We start from the raw sequence: 24,188 nt of genomic DNA, 5'->3' as shown, positions 1-24,188 counted from the left end.
GGCCATGATCGAGTTTTCACTGTGGGACATCTTCCGCAACCTGCTGCTGGCGTTGCGCTGGACCGTCGGACTGTCGCTGATTGCTTTCGTCGGCGGCGGCGTCGTCGGCCTGCTGCTGCTGGTGGCGCGCATTTCCCGGGTGCCGGGGGCGGGGCGCGGCATTGCGTTGTACGTGCAGCTGTTCCAGGGCACGCCGTTGCTGATGCAGCTCTTCCTGGCCTATTTCGGGCTGGCGCTGATCGGCATCGAAACCTCGGCGCTGTTCGCCGCCGCATTGTGTCTCACGCTCTATGCCAGCGCCTACCTGACCGAGATCTGGCGCGGCTGCGTCGATGCGATTCCGCGCGGCCAATGGGAAGCATCGGCCAGCCTTGCGCTGAACCTGCGCGAGCAATTGCGCTACGTGATCCTGCCGCAGGCGGCCCGCATCGCGGTGGCGCCGACGGTGGGCTTTATGGTGCAGATCGTCAAAGGCACTGCGCTGGCTTCGGTGATCGGCTTCGTCGAAGTGACCAAGGCCGGGCAGATGATCTCGAACGCGACCTTCCAGCCCTTCTTGGTCTATAGCTGCGTCGCGTTGCTGTATTTCGCGCTGTGCTTCCCGCTGTCGCTCTGGAGCCGCAGGCTCGAACGCGGCTGGCAGGCGCATGCCTGAATCCGCAGATAGAACCGCGACGGGGGCTCGCACCGAGCCCCCCACCCACGCCTACCAAGCCTTAGCAAGGCTCTCCAAGCTGCATATCCATGTCCACATCACACGCCACCACCCAGCCATTTGCTCTCGTCGATGTCGAGGGCCTGCATAAGCAGTATGGCGACAACGAAGTCCTGAAGGGCATCGACTTGCAGATCGGCCGGCGTGAGGTCGTCTGCATCATTGGCCGCAGCGGTTCTGGAAAGAGCACGCTGCTGCGCTGCCTGAACGGGCTCGAGACTTTCCAGCAAGGCAAGCTGTCGATCGACGGCCAGGTGCTGCGTCACGGCGACGCGAAGACGATGCGCGAACTGCGACAGAGCGTCGGCATGATCTTCCAGAATTTCAACCTGTTCCCACACCTGACCGCAGGCCAGAACGTGATGCTCGCGCCCACGCTGGTCAAGGACGTGCCGAAGGCGGATGCGCGCCGGCGCGCGCAGGCACTGCTGCAGCGCGTCGGCCTCGGCGAGAAGTTCGACAGCTACCCCGACCAGCTCAGTGGCGGACAGCAGCAGCGCGTGGCGATCGCCCGCGCGCTGGCGATGGACCCGGCCGTGCTGCTGTGCGACGAAATCACTTCGGCACTGGACCCGGAGCTGGTGGGAGAGGTGCTGAGTGTGGTCGAGTCGCTCGCCGCCGACGGCATGACGCTGATCATGGTCACGCACGAGATGAACTTTGCGCGCAAGGTCAGCGACCGCATCGTCTTCATGCACCACGGCAGGGTGCACGAGACCGGCACCCCTGAGCAGCTGTTCGGCGACCCACGGACGGCGGAATTGCAGCAGTTCCTGTCGGCCATGCACGGCTGATCCGCGGCGCAGCTGCCCGAACTGCTGAACACCGGTGTGATCGAAGGCTTTCTTCCTCGAAGTCGAGGCCGCCTTCCCCGGAGCGCCACGACGAACCAGGTGGCGTTCGCCGCGTCGGGCCCCTCGCGGCCCGGACGTACAGCGTGCGTGGGCGACTGGACTGGCTGGCGACGCGAGGCGCGGTTCAGGCGACGGCGGCTTCCCGGCTGCCGATCAAGCTGCGCAACCGCAGCTCCTCGGGCGTAAACTCCGGGCCGCGTATTGCCCCGAATGCCTGAGCCGCTGCCAGCGTCCGGGTCGGCGCGTCGTTCAGGTGGTCTGGGCCTTGCAGGCGGAACGAGACCGGCGACAGGGGGCCGAACAACAGCGCGCGTTCGAGCTCGGGCCAGCGCGCCAGATCGGGCTCCGCGCCGATCTGGCGCGCCAGCGAAACCGCAAGATCATGTAGCACTGGCTGCTGCCCGCGCTGCCGCATCGCCCGGCACGCCGCCAGCCCTTGCGCCATCTGTGTCGGCGACGGCATGGGTGCCAGGCCGGCCAGCGTGTAGGCAATCCAACGGGCCTGCAGTTCGAGCACCGGCAGATAGGGGCCGACCAGGTTGTAGAGGCCGACGAAGGCCAGTCCCCGGAGGTTCGGGTGAAAGGTATGAGCGTGCAGGTCTAGCCCCCTGCCGTCGTAGTTCAGCGTGCGTGCAATGTCTGGCGCCAACCACGGCACCGACAGGCCATAGCCGGTTCCGAAGAGAATCGCATCGGGCGTTGCGACAGTGCCGTCGGTAAAGCGCACGGTGCCCCCGTCGATGCGGTCGATCCAGGGGCGCACGGTAACGCGGCCTTCGGCCACCGCCGGCAGGAATCCCTGTGACTGGGAGATGCCCGCCGCAAACACATTGGCATCGGGCACTGGCGCCCCAAACTGGTCGGGCGCGCCGCCGGCCCGAAGCACGGCCGCCTTCAGGCTATCCGCTAGCGCCTCGGCCGGAAGCGCCTCGCCCGCCAGCGCTGCCGCGCGGTGGAACAGCATATGTTCGGCCGGCACGCCCGCAATTAGCTTAGGGACAATATAACGCTGGCGGCGGTAGGCTGCTGTGACGTTTGCTCCGCCAAAAGCGAGATCAGAGGCGATTTCCAGGGCGCTGATCGAACAGCCGGCCACCAGCACAGAACGGCCTCGGTAAGGCTCAGCACCCTTGTAACGCGCGGTATGTGCGATACCGAGCGCGCCGGTAAAGTTCGCCATGCCAGGAATGTCGGGCAGTAGCGGCACGGCTTGCGCGCCCGTGGCCACGATTACTTGGCTGAAGCTCTCTTCGTGCATTCTGCTCGCACTGCGCGAGCGTAGCCGCCAGCAGCCGCCCTCCGCGGCCTCGAGGCGCTCGACACGCGTGCCGAAGCGGATGCAGCGCAGCAAATCGAAGCGGGCTGCATAGCGCTCCAGATAGGCAAGCATTTGATCCTGGCGCGGATACGTCGCGACATCTGTGCCATGGTCCAGGTCGGAGAAGGCCGACGTGACTCGGCTGGTGTTTGTGCGCATCCCGGACCAGGTCGCGCTGGCCGCGCTGCACAAGTTCCATTGACCGCCGAGCCGGTCGCCGGCCTCGAACAGGATCGGCTCGAAGCCGTGCTGCAGCAGCCAGCGAGCCGAGACCAAGCCGCCCGGGCCGGCGCCGATGATGGCAACCTGCCTGCTTTTCGGATGTTGCATGGTGGGACTACCCTTTTGTCGATGGTCCCAACGTTATAATCTGCCACACAAAATAACGTCGCTAAAAAGTTGCTAAGCGGCTTGTCGTACTTCCTAAGTTGTTCCTAACCGTTTGCGAAGCGAAGACAATCCGGGCCAATATGCGGCTATCAGAAGAGATCCTGGACTTTATCGCGAGCCCCGTGATGATCATCGTGGGCACGCGAGACCAGGCCAACCGCCCCTCGATCGCTCGCGCGGTCGGTGCTCGCGCGATCGACGAGGAAATCGTCGAGGTCATCGTGTCCGCCTGGCAATGGCCGGAAGCGATGGACAACTTAGCCGCCAACGGGCAGGCCGCCGTCACCTTTGCTCGCCCCGCGGACTATGTCTCCTATCAATTGAAAGGCTTCGCCCAACTTCGCGCAGTCGATTCCTCAGACCTGGAGCTTTCCCGGCGCTACCGGGCCGACATCGATGCTTTGTTCGGCGGCCTCGGACTGCGGCCCGAATTGGTCTCGTCGTGGCTCGCGGATCGGGAGCTGACGGTCGCACGGCTGCATGTGCGCGAGGCCTACATCCAGACCCCCGGGCCAAAGGCAGGCACCGCCGCAGACTCACCCACGGCTAGGGGTGCGGGATGATGCCACTGCGCGACCTCGACGACTGCTTCGAAGGCGTGATCCCCTCGATCATCGCCACAACTGCGGCCGACGGCACGCCCAATATCTCCTACCTGTCGCAGGTGGTGATGGTGGACGACGCGCATATCGCCATCTCCAACCAGTTCTTCGCCAAGACCGCCGCCAATATCCGCGCCAATCCGCATGCCTGCCTGCTGCTGGTCAGCGCCCGCCACGGCGGTCAGTACAAGCTGGATATCACCTGGGTTTCATCCCGCGACGAAGGGCCGCTGTTCAAGCGCGTGGCAGACCATTTGCGGGCCAGCAGCGCCCAAGTCGGCATGGCTGGCATCATGCGTCTCAAGGCCATCGACGTGTTCCGCGTCGATGACATCGTACCTGTGGTTTCTCCCGCGGGGACGGATCATGCGGGCGACGCATCGCCGGCGCCCGATCTTGCCGTCCTCGGCCAGGTGATGAAAACCATCAGCGCACAAAGCGATACGGAAGGCGTAATGGGTGCAGTGCTCGATGGCTGCGCGCAATTGGGATTCCCGCATGCCATCGTGCTGCAGAGCGACCCAATCCGACGCCTGCTTACCACCGTGGTCAGCCGCGGCTACGGCCGCTCCGGCGTTGGTTCCGAAGTGGCATTCGACGAGGGACTAATTGGCATCGCCGCCGTCACCCGGCGACCGGTGAAAGTCAATGACCTGAGCCGGATTCGGCGGCTGGGCAACGCGATCGAAGCCACCAGCCCCGCCGACGAGAACCGCACCCGCATCATCGTGCTGCCCAGCCTGCCCGACGCCATGAGTCAGATGGCCGTCCCCATGCTGGCCCAGGACACGCTGCGCGGCGTGTTGTTTGTGGAAAGCCCGGAGCGGATCGCCTTTCGCACGGCACATGAAACGACACTTGAAATGATCGCCAGCCAGTGCGCACTGGCTCTGGCGCTCTGCGAAGCGCTGGTCCCGGATGCCCGCCCGCCAGTGCTCCGCACGGTGCCCGGACTGCCAGATGATCGCGTCATCCACGTGACGCACCACGCTGTTGACGATAGCGTCTTCATCGACAACGCCTACGTTATAAAGGGCGTCGCGGGACGCCTGCTGGCCTATATGCTCGGCGTCTACATCAACGAAGGCCGGAACGCGTTCAGCAACCGCGAGATCCGACTGGCGGAGGCGCTGCGGCTACCGGAGATCAAGGACAACCTCGAAACGCGGATGCTGCTGCTCCGGCGGCGGTTGGGCGAGAAGAATTTGCCCGTGCAGTTAATTCATGCGGGGCGGGGGCAGGTCCGGCTGGTTGTGGATGGGGTGCCTGTGCTTATGAGGGCTGGGTGAGCGGCGAAATGTTGGTGCTGGCATGTCCGGACCTCCCTGCCGGCATGCGCAAAGGCGCCTCACAGACCGCAGACCGGCCAGTTGCGCTTCTTCGGCGACTACGCTTGCGCTCGGCAACCTGGCTGTCTTTGTCTCACATAGTGAAGAGTGGCTTTATTTTCCATGTCGCTTCCCCTTGTTCAACGCGATGCGTCGGGGATGCAGGAAGGTTAGGCGCGATCGCCGCCGGCATGAATGGCATACCCGTGCAATCCAGCGTTGCATCGCGCGCAAGGCCGCGGCTGCAGCGTCGGGGCCGCCGCCTGCCGCCGCCGGTCGTTGCTGTTGCCGCAAAGCGCTCTTGCTTTGCCGTCCCATTCAGCGATCACGCACGGCCCTCTACCATGGCTGCATCGGATCGCACATCGGACCGCATATTGGAGCCAGACATGGAAGGCAATCTTTCCCTTGATGCAGAACCAGCGGCATCTGTCGCGCCGGACCCGGCGGCGCTCGCGCGCCCGCCCAGGGCCCTCGTCATCGGCGGCTCGCTCGGCGGCTCGTTCGCGGCAACCGCGCTGCGCGCGGTCGGCTGGGATGTGGAGGTGTTTGAGCGTTCGCCCTCCGCACAGAGCAGCCGCGGTGGCGGGATCGTGCTTCAGCCCGAGGTGATAGGCGCCTTTGCCTTTGCCGGCGTCGTCCCGCGGCGCGCTTGGCGTGCGCTCGCACGACCGGCTGTACTTGGGACCGACTAGCGGAGGGCGCGAGAATGACGGCGTGGGGCATTGGCATGGGCAACCGGATCATGGGTATCGCGCACGCCTGAGCACGGATGGCGACCGTGGCGGTGTTGTCCGTGCGATGTGGCAGCCCCGGCCGCTGCCGTTCAGGCCGACGGCGCTGTGCCGGCGAATGCGTCTTCCAGCAGCTGGCGGATCCCCTCGCGTTCGAGCGGACGCGGATTCGGATACTGGTCGCGCAGCGCCAGCTCGCAGGCGCGATCGAGGTCCGCCGACGACAGTCCCAGTTCACGCAACGATGTCGGCGCACCGAGCTTCGCCGCCAGTTCGAACACGGCGAGCGGACCGCTGCCGTGCCCGGCACCCAGTGCCTGTGCAATGGCGGCCATTGCCTCCGGCGCGGCAGGCGCGTTGTACGCCAGCGCATGGGGGAGCACCACCGTGTGGACCTCGGCGTGCGGCAGGTTGAAGGTCCCGCCCAATGTGTGGCAAAGCTTGTGATGCAGACCGGCCGTCACGCTGCCGAGCACGGCCCCGCACAGCCAGGCGCCGTAGAGCGCGTCGCTGCGGGCTTCGCGCGACGCCTCATCTGTGTGCTGCTCCGCTGCGGCAATGACCGGCAGGGCCCGGCCGAATGCTGCAATGCCTTCGCGTGACATCCATTGGCTAACGGGGTTACGGTCGGAGGCATAGAGCCCCTCCGCCGCATGGGCGATGGCATTCATGCCACTGGTCACGCTGATCGCAACGGGCAGGCCCAGCGAGAGGTCCGGATCGTAGAGGATGGTTCGTGGCAGCACGCGCGCATCGCGCCCCGTGCGCTTCAGGCCGGCATCGGTCAGACCATAGATCGGCGTCATTTCCGACCCGGCGTAGGTCGTCGGCACAGCGATGACGGGCAGTTCCGACTCCAGTGCGATGGCCTTGGCCAGCCCTATGGTCGAGCCGCCGCCAATGGCGACAGCGCAGTCGGCGCCGAGCCGCGCGGCGTGCTCGCGCGCCAGGCGCGCCTGTTCGATCGGCACGTGCATCACGGCGCCGTCGAAAATCCCGGCGCTGCGTGCGCCCAGCACCGCGGCCGCGCGTTCGGCAAGCTTGCGCTGGCCGGGCGTGCACAGCACCAGCGCGCTGCGCGCGCCGAGGGCATCGGCTTCGTCGCCCAGCCGCGCCAGGCTGCCGGGGCCGAAGACGACGCGTTGCGGACGGGTCTGGTAGGCGAAAGGAACCATCGCGAAAATGCCCTGTCAGGAAGTGGGTAAAGGCTCGATGCCAGCAGCAGGGCGTTCAATCGACCGCGATGTTGCGCGCCTTGATCAGCCGGCCCCAGCGCGCCGATTCATCCTGGATCAGCTTGTTGGTCTGCTGTGCGTCGCCGGCCACCACGTCGAAGCCGCCGTCAGTCAGCAGTTTCGCAATCGCCGGATCGCGCAGCGTCGACGTCATGGCGCTGGACAGCTTCTCCAGCACTTCCGGCGGGGTCTTGGCCGGCGCGATCATCGCGACCCACGAATAGGCCTCGAAGCCCTTGTAGGACTCGGCTACCGCCGGCACAGCCGGCAGCCTCGCGTCACGCTGGCGCGAGGTCACGGCCAGCGCGCGCAGCTTGCCCGACTGCACATAGGGCAGTACCAGCGGCAGGCTCGCGATCATCGAGTCGACGTGGCCACCGAGCAGGTCGTTGATGGCCGGGCCGCCGCCCTTGTATGGAGTATGGATGCCGCTGGTGCCGGCGGCCTCGTGGAAGGCTTCGGCCACGAGCTGGTTCGAGCTGCCGTTGCCCACCGATGCGTAGGACACCTTGTTCGGCACGCGTGCCGCCGTCACGTAGTCCTGCACGGTCTTGTAGGGCGAGGCGGCGGGTACGACCAGCACCATCGGCGAGCGCACCATATAGGAAACGCCTGTCAGGTCGCGGTGCGAGGCATAGGGCAGCTTCGGGTAGAAATGCGGCTCGGTCGCAAAGCCGTCGAACACCATGCCGACGGTGTAGCCGTCCGGCGCGCTGCGCGCAATCTGCCCCGTGCCGATGGTGCCGCCCGCGCCCGCGCGGTTGTCGATCACCACCGTCTGCGCCAGCCGCTTGCGCAGGCCCTCCTGGACCTGCCGCGCGACCTTGTCGACGGTGCCGCCCGCGGCATAGGGGACGACGATCGTGACCGGCTTGGCGGGCCATGCATCCGCCCGCGCGAAGCCCGGCGCCAGCGTGCAGGCAAGCGTCAGCAACAGCGCGGCGGATGTTTGCGCGCGCGCCCGCGCCGCATGGAAAAGGGGGGCAAGGGCGGTAGTCATCGTGGAACTTGTCTCCATGGTCGGTACCTTCCGATCGTTCGTGTCGGCTTGTCGGTTTAGCAAATGACATGATGCTTCTGCTTTGCATTTCCTGCAAAAAGGCTTGCACCGCAGCGCATCGTGCCGATACTATGCGCTGGTTGCTGCAACGGGAAGCCTTTGCTTCCGCGCAACGCCTTTGCGGGAAATGCACAAATGGAATTTGTCCGTTTTGCCGAGAACCTGGCCACCTTCGTCGACGTGGCGCGCGCCGGCAGCTTTTCGGCGGTCGCCAGGCGCAAGGGACAGGTAGCGTCGTCGGTAGCGCGCCAGATCGATGCCCTCGAGCGCGAAATGGGCGTGGCGCTGTTCACGCGTTCCACGCGCGCGCTGGTGCGCACCGAGGCCGGGGACCTGCTGTTCGAGCGCGCCACGCGCATCCTGCAGGAACTGAACGAAACGCGCGACGCCGTGACGGCGCTGGAACAAGGCGTCAGTGGCAGGCTGCGGGTTGCCTGCCTGCCGGCCTTCGCGCGACGCCATGTGGTGCCGCATCTTGGCAGCCTGTATGCGCAGTATCCGGGGCTGACCGTGGAGCTGGAGCTGACCGACCGTGTCGTGGATCCGGTGCTGGAGCGCTTCGACGTGGTCATCCGCGTCGGACAGCAGGCCGACAGCAGCCTGATTGCCCGGCGCATCGCCAGCCAGCGCTATATCGCCTGCGCAACGCCGGCCTATCTCCAGGTGCACGGCCGTCCCTTGCATGCCGAAGAGCTCGCGCATCACCGTCTGATCGACCGCGCCCACAGTACCAGCATGCGCGGATGGCGAGAAGTACTCAGGCCGGCCCATGCCGCGAGTGCCGCGTTTGCCATGGAGTGTGATGATTGCGATGCGCGCCGGCTGTCGGTGTTGCAGGGGCTCGGGATTGCGCTGATGCCGGACTGGTCGGTCGGCGAGGATATCGGTGCGGGCCGCCTGGTGGAACTACTGCTGGAGGGCGTGTTGCCGCAGGCGCAAGGCGGCATCCATCTGGTGCGGGCCGCGCCGCGCGCGCCGGCCAAGCTCAAGGCATTTTCCGCGCACCTGCTCCAGAGCATCGGCTCCCCGCCCCGCTGGCAGGTGGCGATGACGCGCGCCGGTGGTCCTGCCGGGCGCGATGCCGCCTGAGATGTCATTGCCGGGCGCCGCATGGATGGCAGCAGCAAAGCCGGATCCGGCAAGGCCTGGCTTTTCAGCTGCAGAAAGGGATCCGGCGTCGCGGTGACCAGGCTGGCGAGGACGGGTGCCAGGGTGTTGAGGGCAGCCACCTTCAGTACGCGGATCTCGATGTCCTGCATGGCACCTGGCGGCAGGGAGTAGCTGTGCCGCTGGCCGCTGCGGTCGCGCAGCAGCGCGTCGAGCGCCGGACCCGGCGCGAGCCTCCGGTACCAGACCCAGTTCTGGCGCCGTTCACCGTCGCGAACGCTGCCGTCTTCGCCGGGGATGCGGTAGGTCAGAAGCTGGTGGCCGCCGCCATCCTGGAACGCGAAGGTGTCCTGCAGGAGCTGATGGGTTGACGCGAGCAGGACGCGCTCGGGCAGCACGGCTCGCCAGGCGGCGTAGCCGGCGTAGGCGGGCACGTCGCCGGGAAGCAGCCGGCCGCGCACGGCGGACACCGGACCGTCGGCGCCTCCCAGCAGCTCGCCATGCAGGAAGGCGGCCGCGTCACCGCGTATTTTGTCTCCCCGAACTGCGGGGTAGGCGGCAACGCGTGGGCGCGGCGGTAGCACGCAACTACGCTTTTGCCGCGAGGCGAGCCTGCTCAAGGAAGGATCGGATCAGGCTGGCGCTGTGCGACGTCCTTCGCCACAGCAAGCCGAACCGACGCGGCTCCGGTTCCGTCGGTAGATGGAGCTTCACGATACGCAGGCCGGCAGTCAGCGGCGAGGCGATATCCGGTACCAGCGACACGCCCAGGCCACGATCCACCATCATGGCAATGGCGAGCAAGGAGCTGAGCTCAAAGCGCTCCTGCGAGGGCGTAATGCCGGCCTTGCGCAGGTAATCGTTGGCCTGTTTGCCTCCACCCAAGCTGCGGTCATAGCGGATCAGCGGCCTGGTGCGCAGCAGCTCATGCGGATCCATTTCCCTGTCCCGCTGCGCCGCTAGCACGACCAGAGGCTCCTTGCGCAGCAGTTCCCAGGCAAAGGCTTTGGGGATGGAGAAGGGTGGGTGCAGGCAGACCGCGGCGTCCAACTCCGATTGCTTGACGGCGTCATAAAGCTCGCTCGACATGGCAGACCAGATGCGGACGGACACGCCCGGATGCCGGGCCGCAAAACGCGCGAGCGCGTCTGGCAGGAGACTGTGGAGCGCGGTATTGATGGTGCCGATGCGAAGCTCGCGCACCTCCTCCGCTTGATTCACCCACCCCCTCAAGCCGTCGACTTCTTTTAGCAGCGAGACACAGCGTGCAGCGAGGCGGCGCCCGGACTCGGTCGGCGCTACGGTGCGGCCGGATCGTGCCAGCAACGCAGTGCCAAGTTCACGCTCCAGCACCTGGATCTGTTGAGAGACCGCCGCCGGCGTGACATTGAGCCGCCTCGCGGCCTCGGCCAGCGTGCCGGTTTCGACTACCAGGCTAAACGCCTTGAGATAGCTCGTCTCCATAGATTTTCTATTGTGCGAAGGTAGGAGATCATAGTTTATCTTCTCTTTTGGTTGGCCCACACTGCATTCCATCCCACAGAAATACGGTATCGCCATGAGAAGCAAGCTGTTCGTCCCCGGTTCACGCCCCGAGTTTTTCGCCAAGGCGCTCGCAAGCGACGCGGATGCGCTGTCCTTCGACCTGGAGGATGCAGTTGCCGAAGAGAAGAAAGCCGAGGCCCGTGAGTTGCTGTCGCAACTGCTACGCTCCCCCGAGACTCGCTCGACGACAAAGACCCTGATCGTTCGCATCAATGGCTTCGACAGCGGGCATTGCGAGGCCGACCTGGCCGCGGTGGTGGTGCCGGGCCTGCATCTGGTTAACCTGCCAAAGCCGGAGAGCGTTGACGACGTCCTCCGCGTGGCGACGGCGATCGCACAGGCGGAGCGGGCCAACGGCTTCACCGACGAGGATGAGAAGGTCGGGTTGCTGGTGAATATTGAGTCGCCAAAGGCGCTGCGCTGCGCCGCGGAACTGGCGGGCTCTCATCCGCGCGTGGCAGGCCTGCAGCTTGGGCTGGGGGACCTGTTCGAGCCAGCCGGCATCCATCGGCGCAACCCCGCAGCGATCGCATCGGCCATGTTTGCCGTGCGGATGGCGGCTGCAGAAGCCAACGTCTATGCCTATGACACGGTGTTCGCCAATATCCGCGATACAGAAGGCTTCCGCGCCGAGGCGGAGATATCCAGGCAGATGGGCTTCCTGGGCAAGAGTTGCATCCACCCCAGCCAGATCGCGCTGGCAAACGATGTCTATCGCCCGTCCGACGATGAGATCGCGCACGCGCTGCGGGTCGTCGCGGCTGCCGCCCAGGCGCAGGCCGACGGCGTCGGGGCCTACGTCGTCGATGGGAAGATGATCGACGGTCCTTTCGTCCGGCGAGCACAGTCCACTGTCGAGATCGCCAGGCGGCTCGGCCTGATCGCCGCCTGACACCGCGTCGCAGAGCTACATAAGACCATTCAGGAGACAACCCATGATGACCTCCCAATCGCGCCCCCAATCGCGCCCCCAATCGCGTACTGTCGCCGCATGCTTCGGGCTGATCGCCGCGTTCGGCGCTCTGGCGGTATCGGCCAACGCCGCAGGCGGGAACCCCTATCCGTCCAAGCCCATCACGATCATCGTGCCGTATCCGCCTGGCGGCTCGAACGACATCTTCGCCCGTATCGTGGCGAAGGAGATGGGCGACGAACTGAAGCAAGCGGTGATCATCGACAACCGCCCCGGCGCGAGTGGCAACACGGGAACCGGCATGGCGGCCAAGGCAGCGCCGGACGGCTATACGCTGGTCGCGGTCTCGTCGAGCATGACGACCAATGCAGCGGTGCAGAGCAAGCTGCCCTACGATGCGGTCAAGAGCTTTGCGCCGGTGGCGATGGTCGCCAAGGGGCCGTTTATCGTGGCGGTCAGCAACGACTTTCCTGCGAAAACGCCGCAGGAACTGATCAACGCGATCCGCGCCAATCCGGGCAAGTTCAACTATGCATCTTCCGGCCCCGGCAGCGTCAACCAGTTCGGCACCGAACTGCTCAAGGCCAAGGCCGGCAAGCTGAACATCACGCACGTACCCTACCGAGGCATGGGTCCCGCCGTTACCGACCTGATCGGCAACCAGACACAGATGCTGATCTCAAGCGGCCCCTCGCTGCTGCCGATGGTCCGCGCCGGGAAGGTAAGGGCGGTGGGGATCACGAGTCTTAAGCCAAGCCCCATCGCGCCGGACCTGATGCCGATGGCGAGCGCGGTCCCTGGCTACGAGTTTGAACTCTGGTGGGGCTTTCTCGCGCCGGCAGGCACGCCAGCGGCGGTCATTACGCGGCTCAATGCGGTGGTGAACATGGCACTGGCGAAGCCAAGCGTCAAGGCGGCGATTCTCAAGGAAGGCGCCGAGGCGAAGCCCGTCACTCCCCAACAGTTCGCCGAGACGATCGCCGCCGATGTGGTCCGGTGGAAGGCGTTGGCCACGCAGCAGAACATTGTCGCGGATTGAACCCCTAGCTGATTCGGAGGCTGTATGCACACCAACACCACTGCCGCGGAAGACGTCTTCCGCTCAAACCGGGCGGGACAGCCGGGGCCACTGAGCGGGGTGCGCGTGCTCGACCTGAGCGCCTATATCGCGGGGCCGTACGGCTGCTCACTGCTTGCTGACCAGGGCGCCGACGTCATCAAGGTCGAGCCGCCCGTGGGCGACAACCTGCGCAAGTACCCCTCGACCCTGGAGGCCGAAAGTCGAGCCTTCCTGGGCGTGAACAGAAGCAAGCTGGGTGTCGTGCTCGACCTGAAGAACCCGGCCGATCTGGAGCGGCTGCTGGCGTTGGTGCGCAACGCGGATGTGCTGGTGCATAACTTCCGCCCGAGCGTGCCGGGCCGGCTCGGCATCGGCTACGAGCAGCTCCGTGCCGTCAACCCACGCTTGGTCTACTGCGCCGTCAGCGGCTACGGCGAGACGGGCCCGCTGAAGGACAAGGCCGGTTACGACCAGGTGCTGCAGACCATGACCGGCATGTGCACGTTGCAGGGCAAGCACGGGGGGCCGCCGGAGATCCTGTACGGCTCCGTGGTTGACTACTATGCCTCGGCGCTGGTCGCGGGCGCGGTGTCTTCGGCGCTCTACGAGCGGGAGAAGAGCGGGGCGGGGCAGTATGTGGGCGTGTCGCTGCTGCGCGCAGCGCTGACCATGCAATCGGCGCGGATGGTCTGGGCCGATTCGGAGCCCAAAGAGATCGGACGCGACATGCGCTCGGGCGGAATTACCGGCATTCATCCGACTCGGGACGGCTACATCTATATCTCGGCCAATACCCCGCATTTCTGGCGGGCGCTATGCGAGAAGACCGGGTTGGCAGATCTGTTGTCGACCGATCGTTATGACAGCGTGCGCAAGCGCGCGGAGCATCATGGGGAAATCGTGCCGCGCCTGCACACGGCATTGCAGGAGCGTTCGGCGCTGGAATGGGAGACCATATTCGGCGAGGAGGTGCCGTGCGCGGCCGCTCGCTCGGTGGAGGACATGTTCGATTTTCCCCAGGTCGCAGCGGAAGAGATGGTGGCGACGTTCGAGCACCCCGTGGTCGGCCGCTATCGTGGCTTCACGCGCGCCGTGAAGTTCGGGCGCACGCCCGGCCCGGAGCCGTTCGCCGCCCCCGCACTCGATCAGCACGGAGACAGGGTCCGTGAAGCCGCGGACAGGTTGGCATGGCATGCCTGATCGCCGCGATGGCGCCCGGATCCCCCGGGTGTCGAACTCTTCGGCAAGCTGCGCGCCACACAGCACAGCGATCGCCAACGCCTGCGACGCTCACCTGCACATCTACGACCCGTGCCAGAAGTTGGGGTTCGCCAATACGCGCGGCGTTGCGGTGGTGCGGCCGGACGTGACCGACGAGGCCCTGCAGGCCCTTCACGCGGGAGGCATCCGTGGCATCCGCTTCTCCCTCTACACCGAGGCCCATGCGGTGGTGAGCTTCCAGATGGTGGAAGCGCTCGCCAATCGTGTTGCCGAGTTGGGCTGGCATCTGCAATTGCACTGGACCGCAGAGACCCGCGTCAAGCCGGACGATGCCTTGCTGTACGACCTGCTGGCCCGTTGGACCGGTACGAATGCGCTCCGGCAGCGCATCCTGGTGGACAACCCTGCCTCGCTGTACGGATTCGGGACTGCATAGCCGGCCCGAACCAACAAAAAACTGGAGACAGCATGAAAATGACCCTGCAGCGCCTTGGCAAAGGCCTGGCGATTCTGGCTGCGGCGGTGCCGCTCAGCGCCATCGCGTTCCCCGACAAACCGCCGCATGGTGGTGCCTTACTCGGCGGGTGGCGGTGCCGATAACACGGCGCGTGTCGTGCGCCTCCCGGATTGCAAGCCGATTGACATGGTGGTCGACAGGTGAAGGCAGCACGCTTATGTCCGGCCCGTTTGTGTAGGCCGCTCAGCCTGCTGGCCCATATGGAATTCGCTGGCGAGGTCCTCATCTGATCATCGAGCGTTACCGCTCACATTCCCTATCGGGTTTTCCTCGCCCCGGTCCAACCTGTTAGCCATCATGCGATCAATGCTTGCGCTCCTTGAGAAGAGGTCAGTTCAGCCCGATTGTCGGGATTGCACGCGTCTGGCTGGGCGCCCGGAGGTGCGCGTATCGGCATCCTTGGTGGCTGGTTCCATGCCATGGCCGACGCTGCGGCGCGCACGGCAGTTGCCACTGCGGCCGCTGCACTTGGCGCGCGCGACACAGTGGAGTTGCGCGGCGCCGAGCAGGCGCGCACTGCGGCCTTTATCGTCACCGGCGCGGAGGGTGGTGCGCTGCACCGCGAGCGATTGCGCACCCGCTATGCGGAGTATGAGCCGAACTCGCGCGACCGGCTGGTGGCTGGCAGCCTGATTCCCGCGCACTGGGTCATCCAAGCGCAGCGGGTGCGGCTGCAGGTCTATCGCGAGGCCATGGCGTTATTTGAGCGCTACGATCTGTTGCTGGCTCCCGCCACGCCATTCGTTGCCAGCCACATCGCCGCCGAGGCAGTTGATCTGCACGGCCAACAGGTGCCGCCGCGCGCCGGCCTTGGGCTACTGGCGCAGCCGCTGTCCTGCATCGGCGTGCCGGTGTGCTGCGTCCCGCTGTGGCCCGCAGAAGGACAGGGATTGCCCATGGGCGTGCAACTGGTCGCCGCGCCCTGGCGCGAGGACTGCTGCCTAGCGGCCGCGGCGGCGCTCGAGCGCTTTGGGATTGCCCACACGCGCCTCCCGGCGGGCATCGCGGACTGAGCGCGGGGAGTCAGTGTCCCGCTCTTCCACGTATGGAGGATCGTGGATAATCGTTACGCCGAAATACACCGATGCGCACGCAGCGCGATGCGTCTAGCCCGGTGCCGGTGGTAGCTAACCATGCGGTCAAATGGAAGGCTTCAAGCAAAGCCGTAAGCCTGCAGCGGGGGTCTTATTATAGTTTCATGAAATTGAAATAACCCTTCCGGCCAGCTATTGGACACCCTGGGCATCGCGGCGACAGAAGAACGCGCCCATCGTGATCGCGGTCAGCTCCGACGCGCGCAAGCCGCCCAGATAGAGCACGCTCAGCACCCAGCGGCAACGGGCCGCATGCAGTCTCTCCGCGCCGTCTCGGTCGGCATCCCAGCGACTGTTTCCTTGACCGTCTCCCACAGTCGTGGCTCAGATAACGAGTGATGCGCGCCTTCGCGGGGGCGCGCCGGCGGCGGGCGAGGCGAGCAGGTTGCCGGCCAGGTAGCCCGCCTCGGTTAACCAGGCGAACAGCGCGTTCAGAATCACCATCGCCTGGCGCACGCTGCCGGGCGCCAGTCTGGATGGCTGCGAGCGAGTTTCTTGCTGCCGGCCAGCACTCAGCGCGCGGCTGGTTGCGGGTCGGCCAGAAAGCGCTCGTACGAAAGCAGGTCCTCGTGCGTGAGCGAGGGCAGCGGCTTGCCCAGTTGCAGCACCGTTCTACGATGGTGCAGACAGGTAGCAAAGGGCAACCCTATATAGCTCTGGCCGGGTCGCGGACGCGCCGACGCAGCGGTTCGAGCTACTTGCAGGCCTTGATTGTAGTGGGGAAAACAGCCCATTATGCGGATAACGCATCATTCCGGCCTGTTAGGAACCAGGTGTGCAGCGCGCCTATCCCCTTCGCCTCGATTCCGCCGCGCTCTTCGAACAAGAATGACTCACCCAATAGCTGTCTAGTCGCGTCGGTGACCTGCACCCGACCCGCTACGCCATGCGATTCCATCCGGCTGGCGGTGTTGACGGCCGCCCCCCACAAGTCGTAGATGAATTTGCGTTTCCCGATGACGCCGGCGACCACTGGGCCGCTGTTGATGCCAATGCGCATCTGTAGGTTGAAGCCGGTGCGGTGGTTGAAATGCGCGAGCGCGTCTGTCATGTCCAGCGCCATATGCGCGGCCCGCACCGCGTGGTCAGGCGCCGGCTCCGGCAGCCCCGCGGCTGCCATGTAGGCGTCGCCGATGGTCTTGATCTTCTCAAGGCCACGATAGTCGGCAATCGTGTCGAATTCGGTGAAGATCTCATTGAGGATGGCAACCAACTGCTCGGGGCTCATGCCTGCAGAGAAACGCGTGAACGCCACGACGTCCGCGAACAGGACCGTCACGTCCGGAAAGCTGTCGGCGATAAGTTCCGGAACGCCGCTGGCGATCCGGTCAGGACGCGCTTTCAGCCGTTCAGCGATCGGGAGGGGCAACAGATTGAGTAGCAGACGCTCCGACAGCTCCTGCTCGGCCAGAAGCCTGTCATAGAGGCTTCGGAGCTCGTCGTGCTGGCGGCTGATCAATTCCCAGCTTGCCTGCAGTTCCTCGGTCTTGCGCGCCAGCGCGGCCTCGGCGCGCTTCTTCTCGGTGATATTGCGGCCTTCCGGGAGCAGGAATACGACGTTCCCGTTCGAATCCCTGATCGGCAGGAGCGAGAAGTCGACAATGATCGTTTCCTCGCCCATGGCCTGGCCGTAGTTTTCGAAGTCGCAACGGACAAATTCGCCCTGGCTCGCACGCTGGATCAGCTCTCGCAGCAATGCCTGGGTCTCTGGCGAAACGACCCACCAGCGGGCCTCCCAGAACGGCTTCCCCCGAATGTCGTCCATCCGTATGCCAATCGCCTCGAGCGCGGCCCGGTTGATCTCGAGCATCGTGCCGTGCACATCCAGCAGGCCCACGAATTGATACATCGCGTCCAGCATGATGCGCGCAAGCTTGTCCCGCTGGGTCTGCAGATCGTCGCTTGCCAAAAGCGTAACATCGCGCACCCGGAGTTGCCGGGCATCAGGGAACAAGAGGCTTATGGATGCCATGCTTCACCCTCCGACGGCGATGCGGACTCAACTCGCGTGACTTGGTGACGCACCCGCGACCAGTACGGGCTCGTTTCGTCAGAAGGCCGTGACTACCTTGGACCATAGCTTGTCGCCGCCAAACCGGTTCTTTGCATATGCTTCATGCTGCCATTGGGCAACGAAACTAGTTCCCTTGGCGTTGGTATAGGAGACGCTAGGGCCGATAGCCAGCACCTCGCCGCGACGGCCACGGCTCCACACCCCAGGCACTTCTGGAACTACGGCACCATTGAACTTGTCGTCCGTGACCTGCTTCAGATAGTAGCCGCTCAATCCGACAGTCCACGGGCCGATATGCTTGCCCAAGGCATAATCGACGTGGAATTCCTGTCCGGACTGGTAACTTCCTGTCATGCCGCCGAAGTTAGCGTCATTGTTCTTCCCCTTGATGTTGTACATGAACTTGGCAGAGATTTCCCAGCCGCTCTGGCTTAGCCAGGTGAATGCCGCCACTGGCTCGAAGGCCCAGTAGTTCGCGCCGATGCTGACCCGGGGATCATTCTGATCGTAGCGCCCTGTAGGCACGTAGATATCCAGACCCGTCGTGACATGCCAGTTCGCGCCATGCCAACCCAGGATAATCGGGTCGATCGTGATATCACCTAAGCCCGTGGCGTTGCGACGGCCGCCCATCTGGGGCAGATTCATGGACTGGTAGACGAGCGGGACGATCGCCTGCATGCCCCAGCTCGCGCCAAGAAGCGTGATGTCGGTGACCTTCACCACCCGCAACGCGTCGAACCAGGCGTCAACCTTTGCAGGGCTGCCGGCGATGTTTGCGTTGTCGCCGTTGCCGTCTTTCAGCTTTCCGCCGTAGTAGCCGGTGTAGTTGAGGAAATAGGTGCCAGGCGGGGGCAAAGCTCCTGACATCCAGCTTTCGGCTCCATTTGGGTACTGGTCTGCACCCTCCTTTGCAAGGGCTGCCTGATTGCCAACCAGCGCAAGCGAACCGGCCAGCATGGCCGCGATTGCTCGTTTGTTCAATTCGTACGCCTCCTTTTGTGATTATGGTCGAGCTAGTGGAATGTCAGCCGGGAATCAGAGCCAGGACGCGAAGCGGGCTGCCTGAACCGTCCTTGATCTTCAGCGGGGCAGCGACAATCAATGCACCTTGCGGCGGGAGCTGGTCGAGATTGGTCAGGCATTGCAGGCCATAGCGGTTGTTGCCATGCATGAGGTAATGGCACGGGAACGGCAACTCCCAGCCATAGGACTGGCCCGCGTCGGTGCCGATGGCTTCGACACCAAATCCATGAACATCGCGCTCTTCAATCATCCACTGGACGACGCCCTGGTCAGGGCCAGGTGTGTGCATGCCATCGTCGCGCGCATTCAGGTACGCCTCGGCGCTGGTGCGCTTGGACCAGTCGGTGCGCATCAGGACCCAGGAGCGGGGAGGAATGAGCCCGTGACGGGCTTCCCACGCCTTGACGGCATCGATAGTGAGCAGATAGTCCGGGTCTTCCGCAGCCTCGCTCGAGCAGTCGATGACGCAGGCGGTGGCGAAAAACTTCTCGGCGGGGATGGTGTCGGTCGTATTGTCCGGCAAGTCTTTACCAGAGATCCAATGGACGGGTGCGTCGAAGTGGGTCCCGGTATGTTCGCCGCACGAAAAGTTGTTCCAGTACCAGTTTGGTCCGCGATTGTCGTAGCGCGAGATGGTCTCTTGCCGGAAGGGCCAAGTCTGGCCCATCTCCGGAGGCAACGAGATGGTCGGAAATTCAGAACTCAGGGTCTGCGTCAGGTCCACCACGCGGATGCGTCCGGACAGCAGGTCTGCTGCGAAGTGCGCGAGGCTGTTGCTCATGGTTGTTGTCTCCTGTGGTTACTTCACTTATCAGTTGGATTTCGCCCGTTTCTTTGCGAGCGCATTTGCGACGTGGTAGCCCGAGGTACCGCCAAGCCCTGGGCCTGGATGGGTCGAGGCGCCGATGTGGTGGAGATGCTTAACCGGGGTAGCGTGGTCCTTGACGCCGGGAACCGGACGCCAGAACATGAACTGGTCAATGCTGCATTCGCCGGAATAGGGGTCGCCGCCGACGAGGTTGACGTTCATCGACTCAAGATCCGCTGGGGAGAGGACCGTACGACCGACGATGCTCGCCTTGAGGTTTGGGACCTGGCGCGCAATGCGGTCGATAATGCGGTCGGCGTAGCGCTCACGGAGTTCGGCGGTCCAGCGGCCATCCGCAGGAACAGCGATCTCTCCAAGAGCATCGCCTTTAACCTGACGAGGGCACTCGGGAACCTGAATCCAAAGCACCCAGCCTCCTGCGGGGCTTCGGGAAGGGTCAACAGCGCAAGGTTGCGCAACGCAAATCGTGCCCTCGGCTGGGAGCAGGCCCCGCTCCGCTTCGCTCACGGCCCTCGAGACACCGTCCAGACCCGAGGTAAGGTGCAGGTAGATGACGTCGCGCAGATGTTCTTGAGGCCAGTCCGGAGGGGCGGACAGCGCCAAATGGATCTGCATGTTCCCCTTGCCGTAGCGGTACTCGGCTGCCTGCTGGCGTAGGCCAGGGGGAACGTGCTTGGGGGCCAGCAGCTTTCCGTAAAGCTGGCCGGGCGTGACGTTGCAGATGATCTCCTTGCCCATGAAAACGCGGTCGTCCCGCGTCCTGACGCCGCGCGCCGAACCGCCCTCGACAAGGATGTCCTCGACGTCGGCATTCACATGGAAAGCACCACCCCGGTTCTCGACGATTCTGCGAAAGGCGTCAACAGTACGGGCATTGCCGCCCTGAACGATAGGCAGGCCAACAGCTTCCAGCGTGAAGGCGACTACCTTGCCCATCAATGCAGACATGGCACTTTCCGGGCCCAGGCCTGTATGCAATACCCAAGGGGCTAGCAGCGCCTTGACCAGATCGGATTTGAGTCGCGTCTCCAGCCAACTCCGGCAACTCATCAACGCAGGGGAAAAGAAGGCGACAGTGTCATGCACGCCTTGCTTCCACAGACGACCGGCAACGGTCTTTGCAACGCTGGTACTCCACAGTTCGTTGCCTAGCAGCGAGAAGACCAGGCCGGCGTTCTGCTCGACTTCTTGCATGGCGGCTTGAAAGGCATCGCCGTCGCCGCTCGACAGCGCATTGAACGCACTGACATTGCGCTCACGGGACGTGCTAAGAATCAGCGAGCGGTTATCGGGCAGCAGTACGCCAGTGGGCGTACTGTTATTGCGGTAGCTGAGTCCTGCCTGATGAAGATCATCCTTCAGCTCCGCGTATCCCGGTGAGGTGACAAACAGCGGATGTGCCGTGGACAACGTGTCATGGAGATAACCGGGAGCGTTGAGGGTCTCTGTGCGAATGCATCCGCCGAGCGTGCTATTGCGTTCCAGCACGCAGACACGCTTGCCGCGTCTGGCGAGAACGGCAGCGCAGACGAGAGAATTGATACCACTGCCGACAATGACGGCGTCATACGTACTCATTGGATTATCCCGGGGGCAAGGATAAGAGAGACGGGCAAATACGTTTGGTCGCTGCGTTGGCCAGCTTCCTTCGGACGAATTGCCGTGTGCGGTGCCGGAATCAGGTCGCGGCGACGTATTCGGTGCGGATCAGATCTGAAAGATCCGTAAGAGCGTTGGCGGTACGCGCGTAGTTTCCCTTGTAGAAAAGCAGGGATTCCCGATCCGATGTGTCAAAGTGCTGGACCTCGCCCAGGAAGATGATGTGATCGCCGCCGTCATACTGATGCGTGTTGCGGCATTGGAATACCGCTGCGCAACCTGACAGGACAGGCGAGCCATCGATGCCATCGGCGCATGTGATGCCGGCGAACTTACCTTCCGCGCCGCGGGCAAAGCGGTTGGAAACATCTTCCTGGTCTGCGGCGAGAATATGAATCACGAAACTGCCGGTGTTCTGAAACGCCTCCAGACTGTAGGATTTTTTTGCAAGGCTCCACAGCACCAGTCGCGGCTCCAGCGATACCGAGCTAAAGCTGTTGACAGTTACGCCCCATGGTTCACCATCGGCGGTGCGGGTTGTGACAATGGCTACGCCGGTGGCGAAGCGGCCGAGGGCATTCCGGAATTCGCGTGCGTCGGTCATGGCTGTCTCCTGTAGCCTGCTGCACCGATGGGCGCAAGCAGGCGACTAGTTTTCGGGTAGTTGCTGCTCTGTCTCAGGCGGCGCGGGACTGGGACTCTTGCGCGATCCAGGCGTCGGTGGCTTCCTCGTCGAACCAATAGCTGCCGTAGTCGCGAGGATCATTGAAGCCATTGGCAATGCGATGGGCGATACGCGGTGCGTGTTGCGCCGTGGCGAACAGCCTGACGATGTGGTCCGGGGGTGGGAACAGCAACGAGTTGGTCCAGCGGATCACCGGCTCGGCGTAGCCCTCGTACAGGCCGTCGAAGGTCGATTGCATCCATGCCTTGTCGAAGGGCTTGTCGCCATGGCGCAGGATGGAATCGAAATAGTGGAGGGCGCCCTTGGTGGCGTTATTCGAGCCTTGGCCGGTGATCGGGTCGTTGACCATGACGGCATCGCCGAGGCCCATCACCACGCGGCCGGATGGCAGCGTAAGGGTGGGATTGCGTACGGTCGGCGTGACACGCCCGCTCAGAATCCCGTTGGCATCCGTGAGTTGCACGCCGGCACAGCGCTCGTTCTCCCAGGGCAGGTAGTCGCGCAGGATGCCCAGACAGACATCCAGATGCTGGTCGGCGGACTTGACGTCGGCCCAGCGGTCCATCGGGCCGCCCGGAATGGCTTCGAAGACCATGATGTCGCAGGCCTGTGTTTCGCTGGTGCCCTTGGTCGTCAGTGCCGGAAACACGAAGTATTCGCCGACGCCCGGAATCAGGTTGAAATTGACGCACTCGAACGGGCCGCTACGTTGCATGCCCGTTACGTAGGCGAGCGCGAGCTGGCGCTGCGGCTGACGCACGGGAGAACGTGCCTCATTGCGGGTCAGCAGGTTAACGATCTCTCCTTTGCCACCAGCCAGCAGGACCAGGTCGTGGCTCTGCGTCAAAGCCTCAAGCTCGGGAATTTCTACGTTCTCGATGCGCAGGTTGCCGCCCCGGCTTTCGAACTCAGCCATCCATCCAGGCATCTTGACGCGCTGGTCGACCGACTGCGCATAGGCATTCAGGCGGGCGCGCCAATGGATCGCCATTTCGCCTTTCCCATCAGCGGTGGGGATGGTCAGGCCAATGCCGTCGACGGTGGGGCACTGTGCCTCCCATTGATTCAATCCGAAATTGCGCTCGATCTGAAGCGCCTGGTTGAAAATGCATTGGGACGACATCACCTTGCCGTTCCAGACTTCCTCTGCCGTGCGGTTAGTGACCAGCGTGACTTCGTAGCCCTGTTGCAGCAGGGCGCACCCCAGCAACAGGCCAGCCTGCCCTGCGCCAACAATGGCAATCTTGCGCGGCGTGATCTTCGAAATGGGTTGGGTTGTCATGTGTCTCTCCAGTGGGGGATATCTTGCTTTTTGGCTGGCGCAGGGCTGGCATGGGTTTGCCTGCGCCGCGGCAGTCAGTAGCGCTAAGCAGTGAGCCGCTGGATGGCGGTCTGCCGGCCTTCCGGGCCCAACGCGCCATAGCCTCCGTCGCAGGCGTAGTCAGTGCCGGTGACGAAGCTGGCCGCATCGGACAAGAGAAAGAGCACCACTTGCGCGACTTCCTCGGGTTTGCCGAGCCGACCGAGCGGGTGGAAATCGGCGGCAACACTGTCAGCCTTCGCTTTGTCGCCACCGCTAAGCGCGCTGATCACCGACGACCAGGTCCATCCTGGTGAGACCGAGTTGATTCGAATGTTGTCGGGGGCGAGGTCGAGCGCCGCGCTGCGAGTGAATTGCTGCATCGCGGCTTTGGTAATCGGGTACAGCCAGCGCCCCGACTGCGCCACGCCGGCCGAGATCGAGGCAAAGTTCACCACTGCGCCACCGCCGCGCTTCTTCATCTGCGGCACGCAAGCTTTCAGCATCATCGCGGCGCCAACCACGTTGACGTTGTAGGACTCCAGCCACTGCTCGCGGGTGGACTCCGCGCCATTGTCGACGTAGGTGCAGGCGCAGTTGACCAGAAGGTCGATGCCCCCAAAGGCGTTCACGGTGTCAGCAATGCAGGTAGAGATATCGGCATCGCTGGTCACGTCCACGGCGACAAAGCGGCAATGTGCCGCGTGGCGTTCCGCAACCTGACTGCCTCCTTGCTTATCGATGTCGACAACAACAACGTTCGCGCCGGCCGAGACGAGGGCCGAAATGACGGCCTCGCCGATCATGGTTGCGCCACCGGTCACGATCGCCGTCTTGCCTTGAATTCCTTGCATGTCTGTCTCCACTTTTGTATTGGCTCGCACGTAGCCATGTGAAGGACAGTTTGGTGTATCGGTGATGATGCTTCTATCCGCAATGCGCTTTCCGATATCCGGATAACGAGCCGATGGGAAGTTCGGCTAGGACACGTGGATTGGAGGGGGATGTGGCAGCATTGCTGGCTTCCTGGAGGGCGGATTCC

22 protein-coding genes and 3 pseudogenes are annotated in these 24,188 nt (G+C 64.1%); 12 read left to right on the top strand and 13 right to left on the bottom strand.

Translation table 11 applies throughout. The features are described 5' to 3' along the window. The first annotated feature begins 4 nt into the window (after window positions 1–4). Together E1J61_RS03335 and E1J61_RS03330 are read left to right on the top strand one after the other, a co-directional pair. Window positions 5–655: an amino acid ABC transporter permease gene (locus E1J61_RS03335; protein WP_133092721.1), complete on the top strand. Its 651-nt coding sequence runs from the start codon at window positions 5–7 to the stop codon at window positions 653–655. Between the two features lie 89 nt (window positions 656–744). Then, complete coding sequence (locus tag E1J61_RS03330; protein ID WP_133092720.1) at window positions 745–1,509, top strand: amino acid ABC transporter ATP-binding protein; 765 nt, start codon at window positions 745–747, stop codon at window positions 1,507–1,509. A gap of 184 nt (window positions 1,510–1,693) precedes the next feature. On the opposite strand, the gene E1J61_RS03325 is transcribed toward E1J61_RS03330, so the two are convergent. Beyond that, on the bottom strand, window positions 1,694–3,217 hold the full coding sequence (locus tag E1J61_RS03325) for an NAD(P)/FAD-dependent oxidoreductase (protein WP_133092719.1): 1,524 nt from the start codon (window positions 3,215–3,217) through the stop codon (window positions 1,694–1,696). A gap of 182 nt (window positions 3,218–3,399) precedes the next feature. On the opposite strand from E1J61_RS03325, the gene E1J61_RS03320 reads away from it, so the two are divergent. The 3 genes and pseudogenes from E1J61_RS03320 to E1J61_RS03310 all read left to right on the top strand — a co-directional run. Beyond that, window positions 3,400–3,840, top strand: coding sequence for a hypothetical protein (locus tag E1J61_RS03320; protein WP_165971414.1), 441 nt, complete (start codon window positions 3,400–3,402; stop codon window positions 3,838–3,840). Continuing rightward, window positions 3,837–5,168, top strand: a complete 1,332-nt coding sequence (locus E1J61_RS03315; RefSeq protein ID WP_207951173.1) for a GAF domain-containing protein — start codon at window positions 3,837–3,839, stop codon at window positions 5,166–5,168. The genes E1J61_RS03320 and E1J61_RS03315 overlap by 4 nt, the downstream gene beginning before the upstream one ends. 428 nt (window positions 5,169–5,596) lie before the next feature. Next, window positions 5,597–5,891 (top strand): annotated as a pseudogene (locus E1J61_RS03310) (hypothetical protein); the annotation flags it as partial. A 142-nt stretch (window positions 5,892–6,033) separates the two neighbouring features. Here the strand turns inward: E1J61_RS03310 and E1J61_RS03305 are convergent. Then, a complete protein-coding gene (locus E1J61_RS03305) occupies window positions 6,034–7,116 on the bottom strand; it encodes a maleylacetate reductase (protein WP_133092717.1) in 1,083 nt (360 codons plus the stop codon). A gap of 55 nt (window positions 7,117–7,171) precedes the next feature. Further along, window positions 7,172–8,176: a tripartite tricarboxylate transporter substrate-binding protein gene (locus tag E1J61_RS03300; RefSeq protein WP_165971413.1), complete on the bottom strand. Its 1,005-nt coding sequence runs from the start codon at window positions 8,174–8,176 to the stop codon at window positions 7,172–7,174. 195 nt (window positions 8,177–8,371) lie between these two features. Here E1J61_RS03300 and E1J61_RS03295 point away from each other — a divergent pair, with 195 nt between their 5' ends. Beyond that, the gene (locus tag E1J61_RS03295; protein ID WP_133092715.1) at window positions 8,372–9,325 is read left to right on the top strand and encodes a LysR family transcriptional regulator; all 954 of its coding nucleotides are present in this window, start codon (window positions 8,372–8,374) and stop codon (window positions 9,323–9,325) included. Window positions 9,326–9,450: 125 nt separating this feature from the next. Here E1J61_RS03295 and E1J61_RS38765 read toward each other — a convergent pair. Together E1J61_RS38765 and E1J61_RS03285 are read right to left on the bottom strand one after the other, a co-directional pair. Next, window positions 9,451–9,741, bottom strand: a pseudogene (locus E1J61_RS38765) (hypothetical protein); the annotation flags it as partial. Between the two features lie 190 nt (window positions 9,742–9,931). Further along, a complete protein-coding gene (locus E1J61_RS03285; RefSeq protein ID WP_133092713.1) occupies window positions 9,932–10,807 on the bottom strand; it encodes a LysR substrate-binding domain-containing protein in 876 nt (291 codons plus the stop codon). A 94-nt stretch (window positions 10,808–10,901) separates the two neighbouring features. Between E1J61_RS03285 and E1J61_RS03280 the strand changes: the two genes are divergently transcribed. From E1J61_RS03280 to E1J61_RS03255, 6 genes are all read left to right on the top strand, one after another. After that, a complete protein-coding gene (locus tag E1J61_RS03280) occupies window positions 10,902–11,780 on the top strand; it encodes a CoA ester lyase (RefSeq protein ID WP_133092712.1) in 879 nt (292 codons plus the stop codon). A 43-nt stretch (window positions 11,781–11,823) separates the two neighbouring features. Next, complete coding sequence (locus E1J61_RS03275; protein ID WP_371702634.1) at window positions 11,824–12,840, top strand: tripartite tricarboxylate transporter substrate binding protein; 1,017 nt, start codon at window positions 11,824–11,826, stop codon at window positions 12,838–12,840. A 24-nt stretch (window positions 12,841–12,864) separates the two neighbouring features. Next, entirely contained in the window at window positions 12,865–14,061 is a 1,197-nt protein-coding gene (locus E1J61_RS03270; RefSeq protein ID WP_133092711.1) for a CaiB/BaiF CoA-transferase family protein, read from the top strand. Beyond that, on the top strand, window positions 14,054–14,518 hold the full coding sequence (locus tag E1J61_RS03265) for an amidohydrolase family protein (protein WP_133092710.1): 465 nt from the start codon (window positions 14,054–14,056) through the stop codon (window positions 14,516–14,518). The genes E1J61_RS03270 and E1J61_RS03265 overlap by 8 nt, the downstream gene beginning before the upstream one ends. 32 nt (window positions 14,519–14,550) lie before the next feature. Continuing rightward, on the top strand, window positions 14,551–14,682 hold the full coding sequence (locus tag E1J61_RS38615; protein ID WP_255519823.1) for a hypothetical protein: 132 nt from the start codon (window positions 14,551–14,553) through the stop codon (window positions 14,680–14,682). A 336-nt stretch (window positions 14,683–15,018) separates the two neighbouring features. Beyond that, complete coding sequence (locus E1J61_RS03255; RefSeq protein ID WP_133092709.1) at window positions 15,019–15,612, top strand: amidase family protein; 594 nt, start codon at window positions 15,019–15,021, stop codon at window positions 15,610–15,612. A 216-nt stretch (window positions 15,613–15,828) separates the two neighbouring features. Here the strand turns inward: E1J61_RS03255 and E1J61_RS03250 are convergent. The 8 genes and pseudogenes from E1J61_RS03250 to E1J61_RS03215 all read right to left on the bottom strand — a co-directional run. Continuing rightward, a pseudogene (locus E1J61_RS03250) lies at window positions 15,829–16,304 on the bottom strand (integrase); the annotation flags it as partial. A gap of 122 nt (window positions 16,305–16,426) precedes the next feature. Further along, on the bottom strand, window positions 16,427–17,665 hold the full coding sequence (locus E1J61_RS03245; RefSeq protein ID WP_133092708.1) for an adenylate/guanylate cyclase domain-containing protein: 1,239 nt from the start codon (window positions 17,663–17,665) through the stop codon (window positions 16,427–16,429). Window positions 17,666–17,743: 78 nt separating this feature from the next. After that, window positions 17,744–18,691, bottom strand: coding sequence for a transporter (locus E1J61_RS03240; RefSeq protein ID WP_243736752.1), 948 nt, complete (start codon window positions 18,689–18,691; stop codon window positions 17,744–17,746). Window positions 18,692–18,734: 43 nt separating this feature from the next. Next, window positions 18,735–19,514, bottom strand: a complete 780-nt coding sequence (locus tag E1J61_RS03235) for a cyclase family protein (RefSeq protein ID WP_133092707.1) — start codon at window positions 19,512–19,514, stop codon at window positions 18,735–18,737. 30 nt (window positions 19,515–19,544) lie between these two features. Further along, window positions 19,545–21,140 carry an NAD(P)/FAD-dependent oxidoreductase gene (locus tag E1J61_RS03230; protein WP_133092706.1) on the bottom strand — a complete coding sequence of 532 codons (1,596 nt, stop codon included), beginning with the start codon at window positions 21,138–21,140 and terminating at the stop codon, window positions 19,545–19,547. Between the two features lie 100 nt (window positions 21,141–21,240). Then, window positions 21,241–21,765 carry a flavin reductase family protein gene (locus E1J61_RS03225; RefSeq protein WP_133092705.1) on the bottom strand — a complete coding sequence of 175 codons (525 nt, stop codon included), beginning with the start codon at window positions 21,763–21,765 and terminating at the stop codon, window positions 21,241–21,243. 73 nt (window positions 21,766–21,838) lie between these two features. Then, the gene (locus E1J61_RS03220) at window positions 21,839–23,128 is read right to left on the bottom strand and encodes a styrene monooxygenase/indole monooxygenase family protein (protein ID WP_133092704.1); all 1,290 of its coding nucleotides are present in this window, start codon (window positions 23,126–23,128) and stop codon (window positions 21,839–21,841) included. Window positions 23,129–23,211: 83 nt separating this feature from the next. Next, window positions 23,212–24,000 (bottom strand): SDR family oxidoreductase, encoded by a 789-nt coding sequence (locus E1J61_RS03215; protein WP_133092703.1) that lies wholly within the window; start codon window positions 23,998–24,000, stop codon window positions 23,212–23,214. Window positions 24,001–24,188: the final 188 nt, after the last annotated feature.

Source organism: Cupriavidus sp. L7L (assembly GCF_004353535.1).
Classification (GTDB): Bacteria; Pseudomonadota; Gammaproteobacteria; order Burkholderiales; family Burkholderiaceae; genus Cupriavidus; species Cupriavidus oxalaticus_A.
Note: the sequence above shows the minus strand (reverse complement) of the source record. Positions and strands in the feature narration are given on the sequence as shown.

Coding starts and splice junctions, on each gene's coding strand:
- E1J61_RS03255 (WP_133092709.1), top strand. CDS start 15,019: ATGGCCGACGCTGCGGCGCGCACGGCAGTTGCCACTGCGGCCGCTGCA.
- E1J61_RS03275 (WP_371702634.1), top strand. CDS start 11,824: ATGATGACCTCCCAATCGCGCCCCCAATCGCGCCCCCAATCGCGTACT.
- E1J61_RS03305 (WP_133092717.1), bottom strand. CDS start 7,116: ATGGTTCCTTTCGCCTACCAGACCCGTCCGCAACGCGTCGTCTTCGGC.
- E1J61_RS03300 (WP_165971413.1), bottom strand. CDS start 8,176: ATGACTACCGCCCTTGCCCCCCTTTTCCATGCGGCGCGGGCGCGCGCG.
- E1J61_RS03330 (WP_133092720.1), top strand. CDS start 745: ATGTCCACATCACACGCCACCACCCAGCCATTTGCTCTCGTCGATGTC.
- E1J61_RS03335 (WP_133092721.1), top strand. CDS start 5: ATGATCGAGTTTTCACTGTGGGACATCTTCCGCAACCTGCTGCTGGCG.
- E1J61_RS03230 (WP_133092706.1), bottom strand. CDS start 21,140: ATGAGTACGTATGACGCCGTCATTGTCGGCAGTGGTATCAATTCTCTC.
- E1J61_RS03225 (WP_133092705.1), bottom strand. CDS start 21,765: ATGACCGACGCACGCGAATTCCGGAATGCCCTCGGCCGCTTCGCCACC.
- E1J61_RS03270 (WP_133092711.1), top strand. CDS start 12,865: ATGCACACCAACACCACTGCCGCGGAAGACGTCTTCCGCTCAAACCGG.
- E1J61_RS03265 (WP_133092710.1), top strand. CDS start 14,054: ATGCCTGATCGCCGCGATGGCGCCCGGATCCCCCGGGTGTCGAACTCT.
- E1J61_RS03245 (WP_133092708.1), bottom strand. CDS start 17,665: ATGGCATCCATAAGCCTCTTGTTCCCTGATGCCCGGCAACTCCGGGTG.
- E1J61_RS03295 (WP_133092715.1), top strand. CDS start 8,372: ATGGAATTTGTCCGTTTTGCCGAGAACCTGGCCACCTTCGTCGACGTG.
- E1J61_RS03285 (WP_133092713.1), bottom strand. CDS start 10,807: ATGGAGACGAGCTATCTCAAGGCGTTTAGCCTGGTAGTCGAAACCGGC.
- E1J61_RS03315 (WP_207951173.1), top strand. CDS start 3,837: ATGATGCCACTGCGCGACCTCGACGACTGCTTCGAAGGCGTGATCCCC.
- E1J61_RS03220 (WP_133092704.1), bottom strand. CDS start 23,128: ATGACAACCCAACCCATTTCGAAGATCACGCCGCGCAAGATTGCCATT.
- E1J61_RS03325 (WP_133092719.1), bottom strand. CDS start 3,217: ATGCAACATCCGAAAAGCAGGCAGGTTGCCATCATCGGCGCCGGCCCG.
- E1J61_RS03280 (WP_133092712.1), top strand. CDS start 10,902: ATGAGAAGCAAGCTGTTCGTCCCCGGTTCACGCCCCGAGTTTTTCGCC.
- E1J61_RS03235 (WP_133092707.1), bottom strand. CDS start 19,514: ATGAGCAACAGCCTCGCGCACTTCGCAGCAGACCTGCTGTCCGGACGC.
- E1J61_RS03215 (WP_133092703.1), bottom strand. CDS start 24,000: ATGCAAGGAATTCAAGGCAAGACGGCGATCGTGACCGGTGGCGCAACC.
- E1J61_RS38615 (WP_255519823.1), top strand. CDS start 14,551: ATGAAAATGACCCTGCAGCGCCTTGGCAAAGGCCTGGCGATTCTGGCT.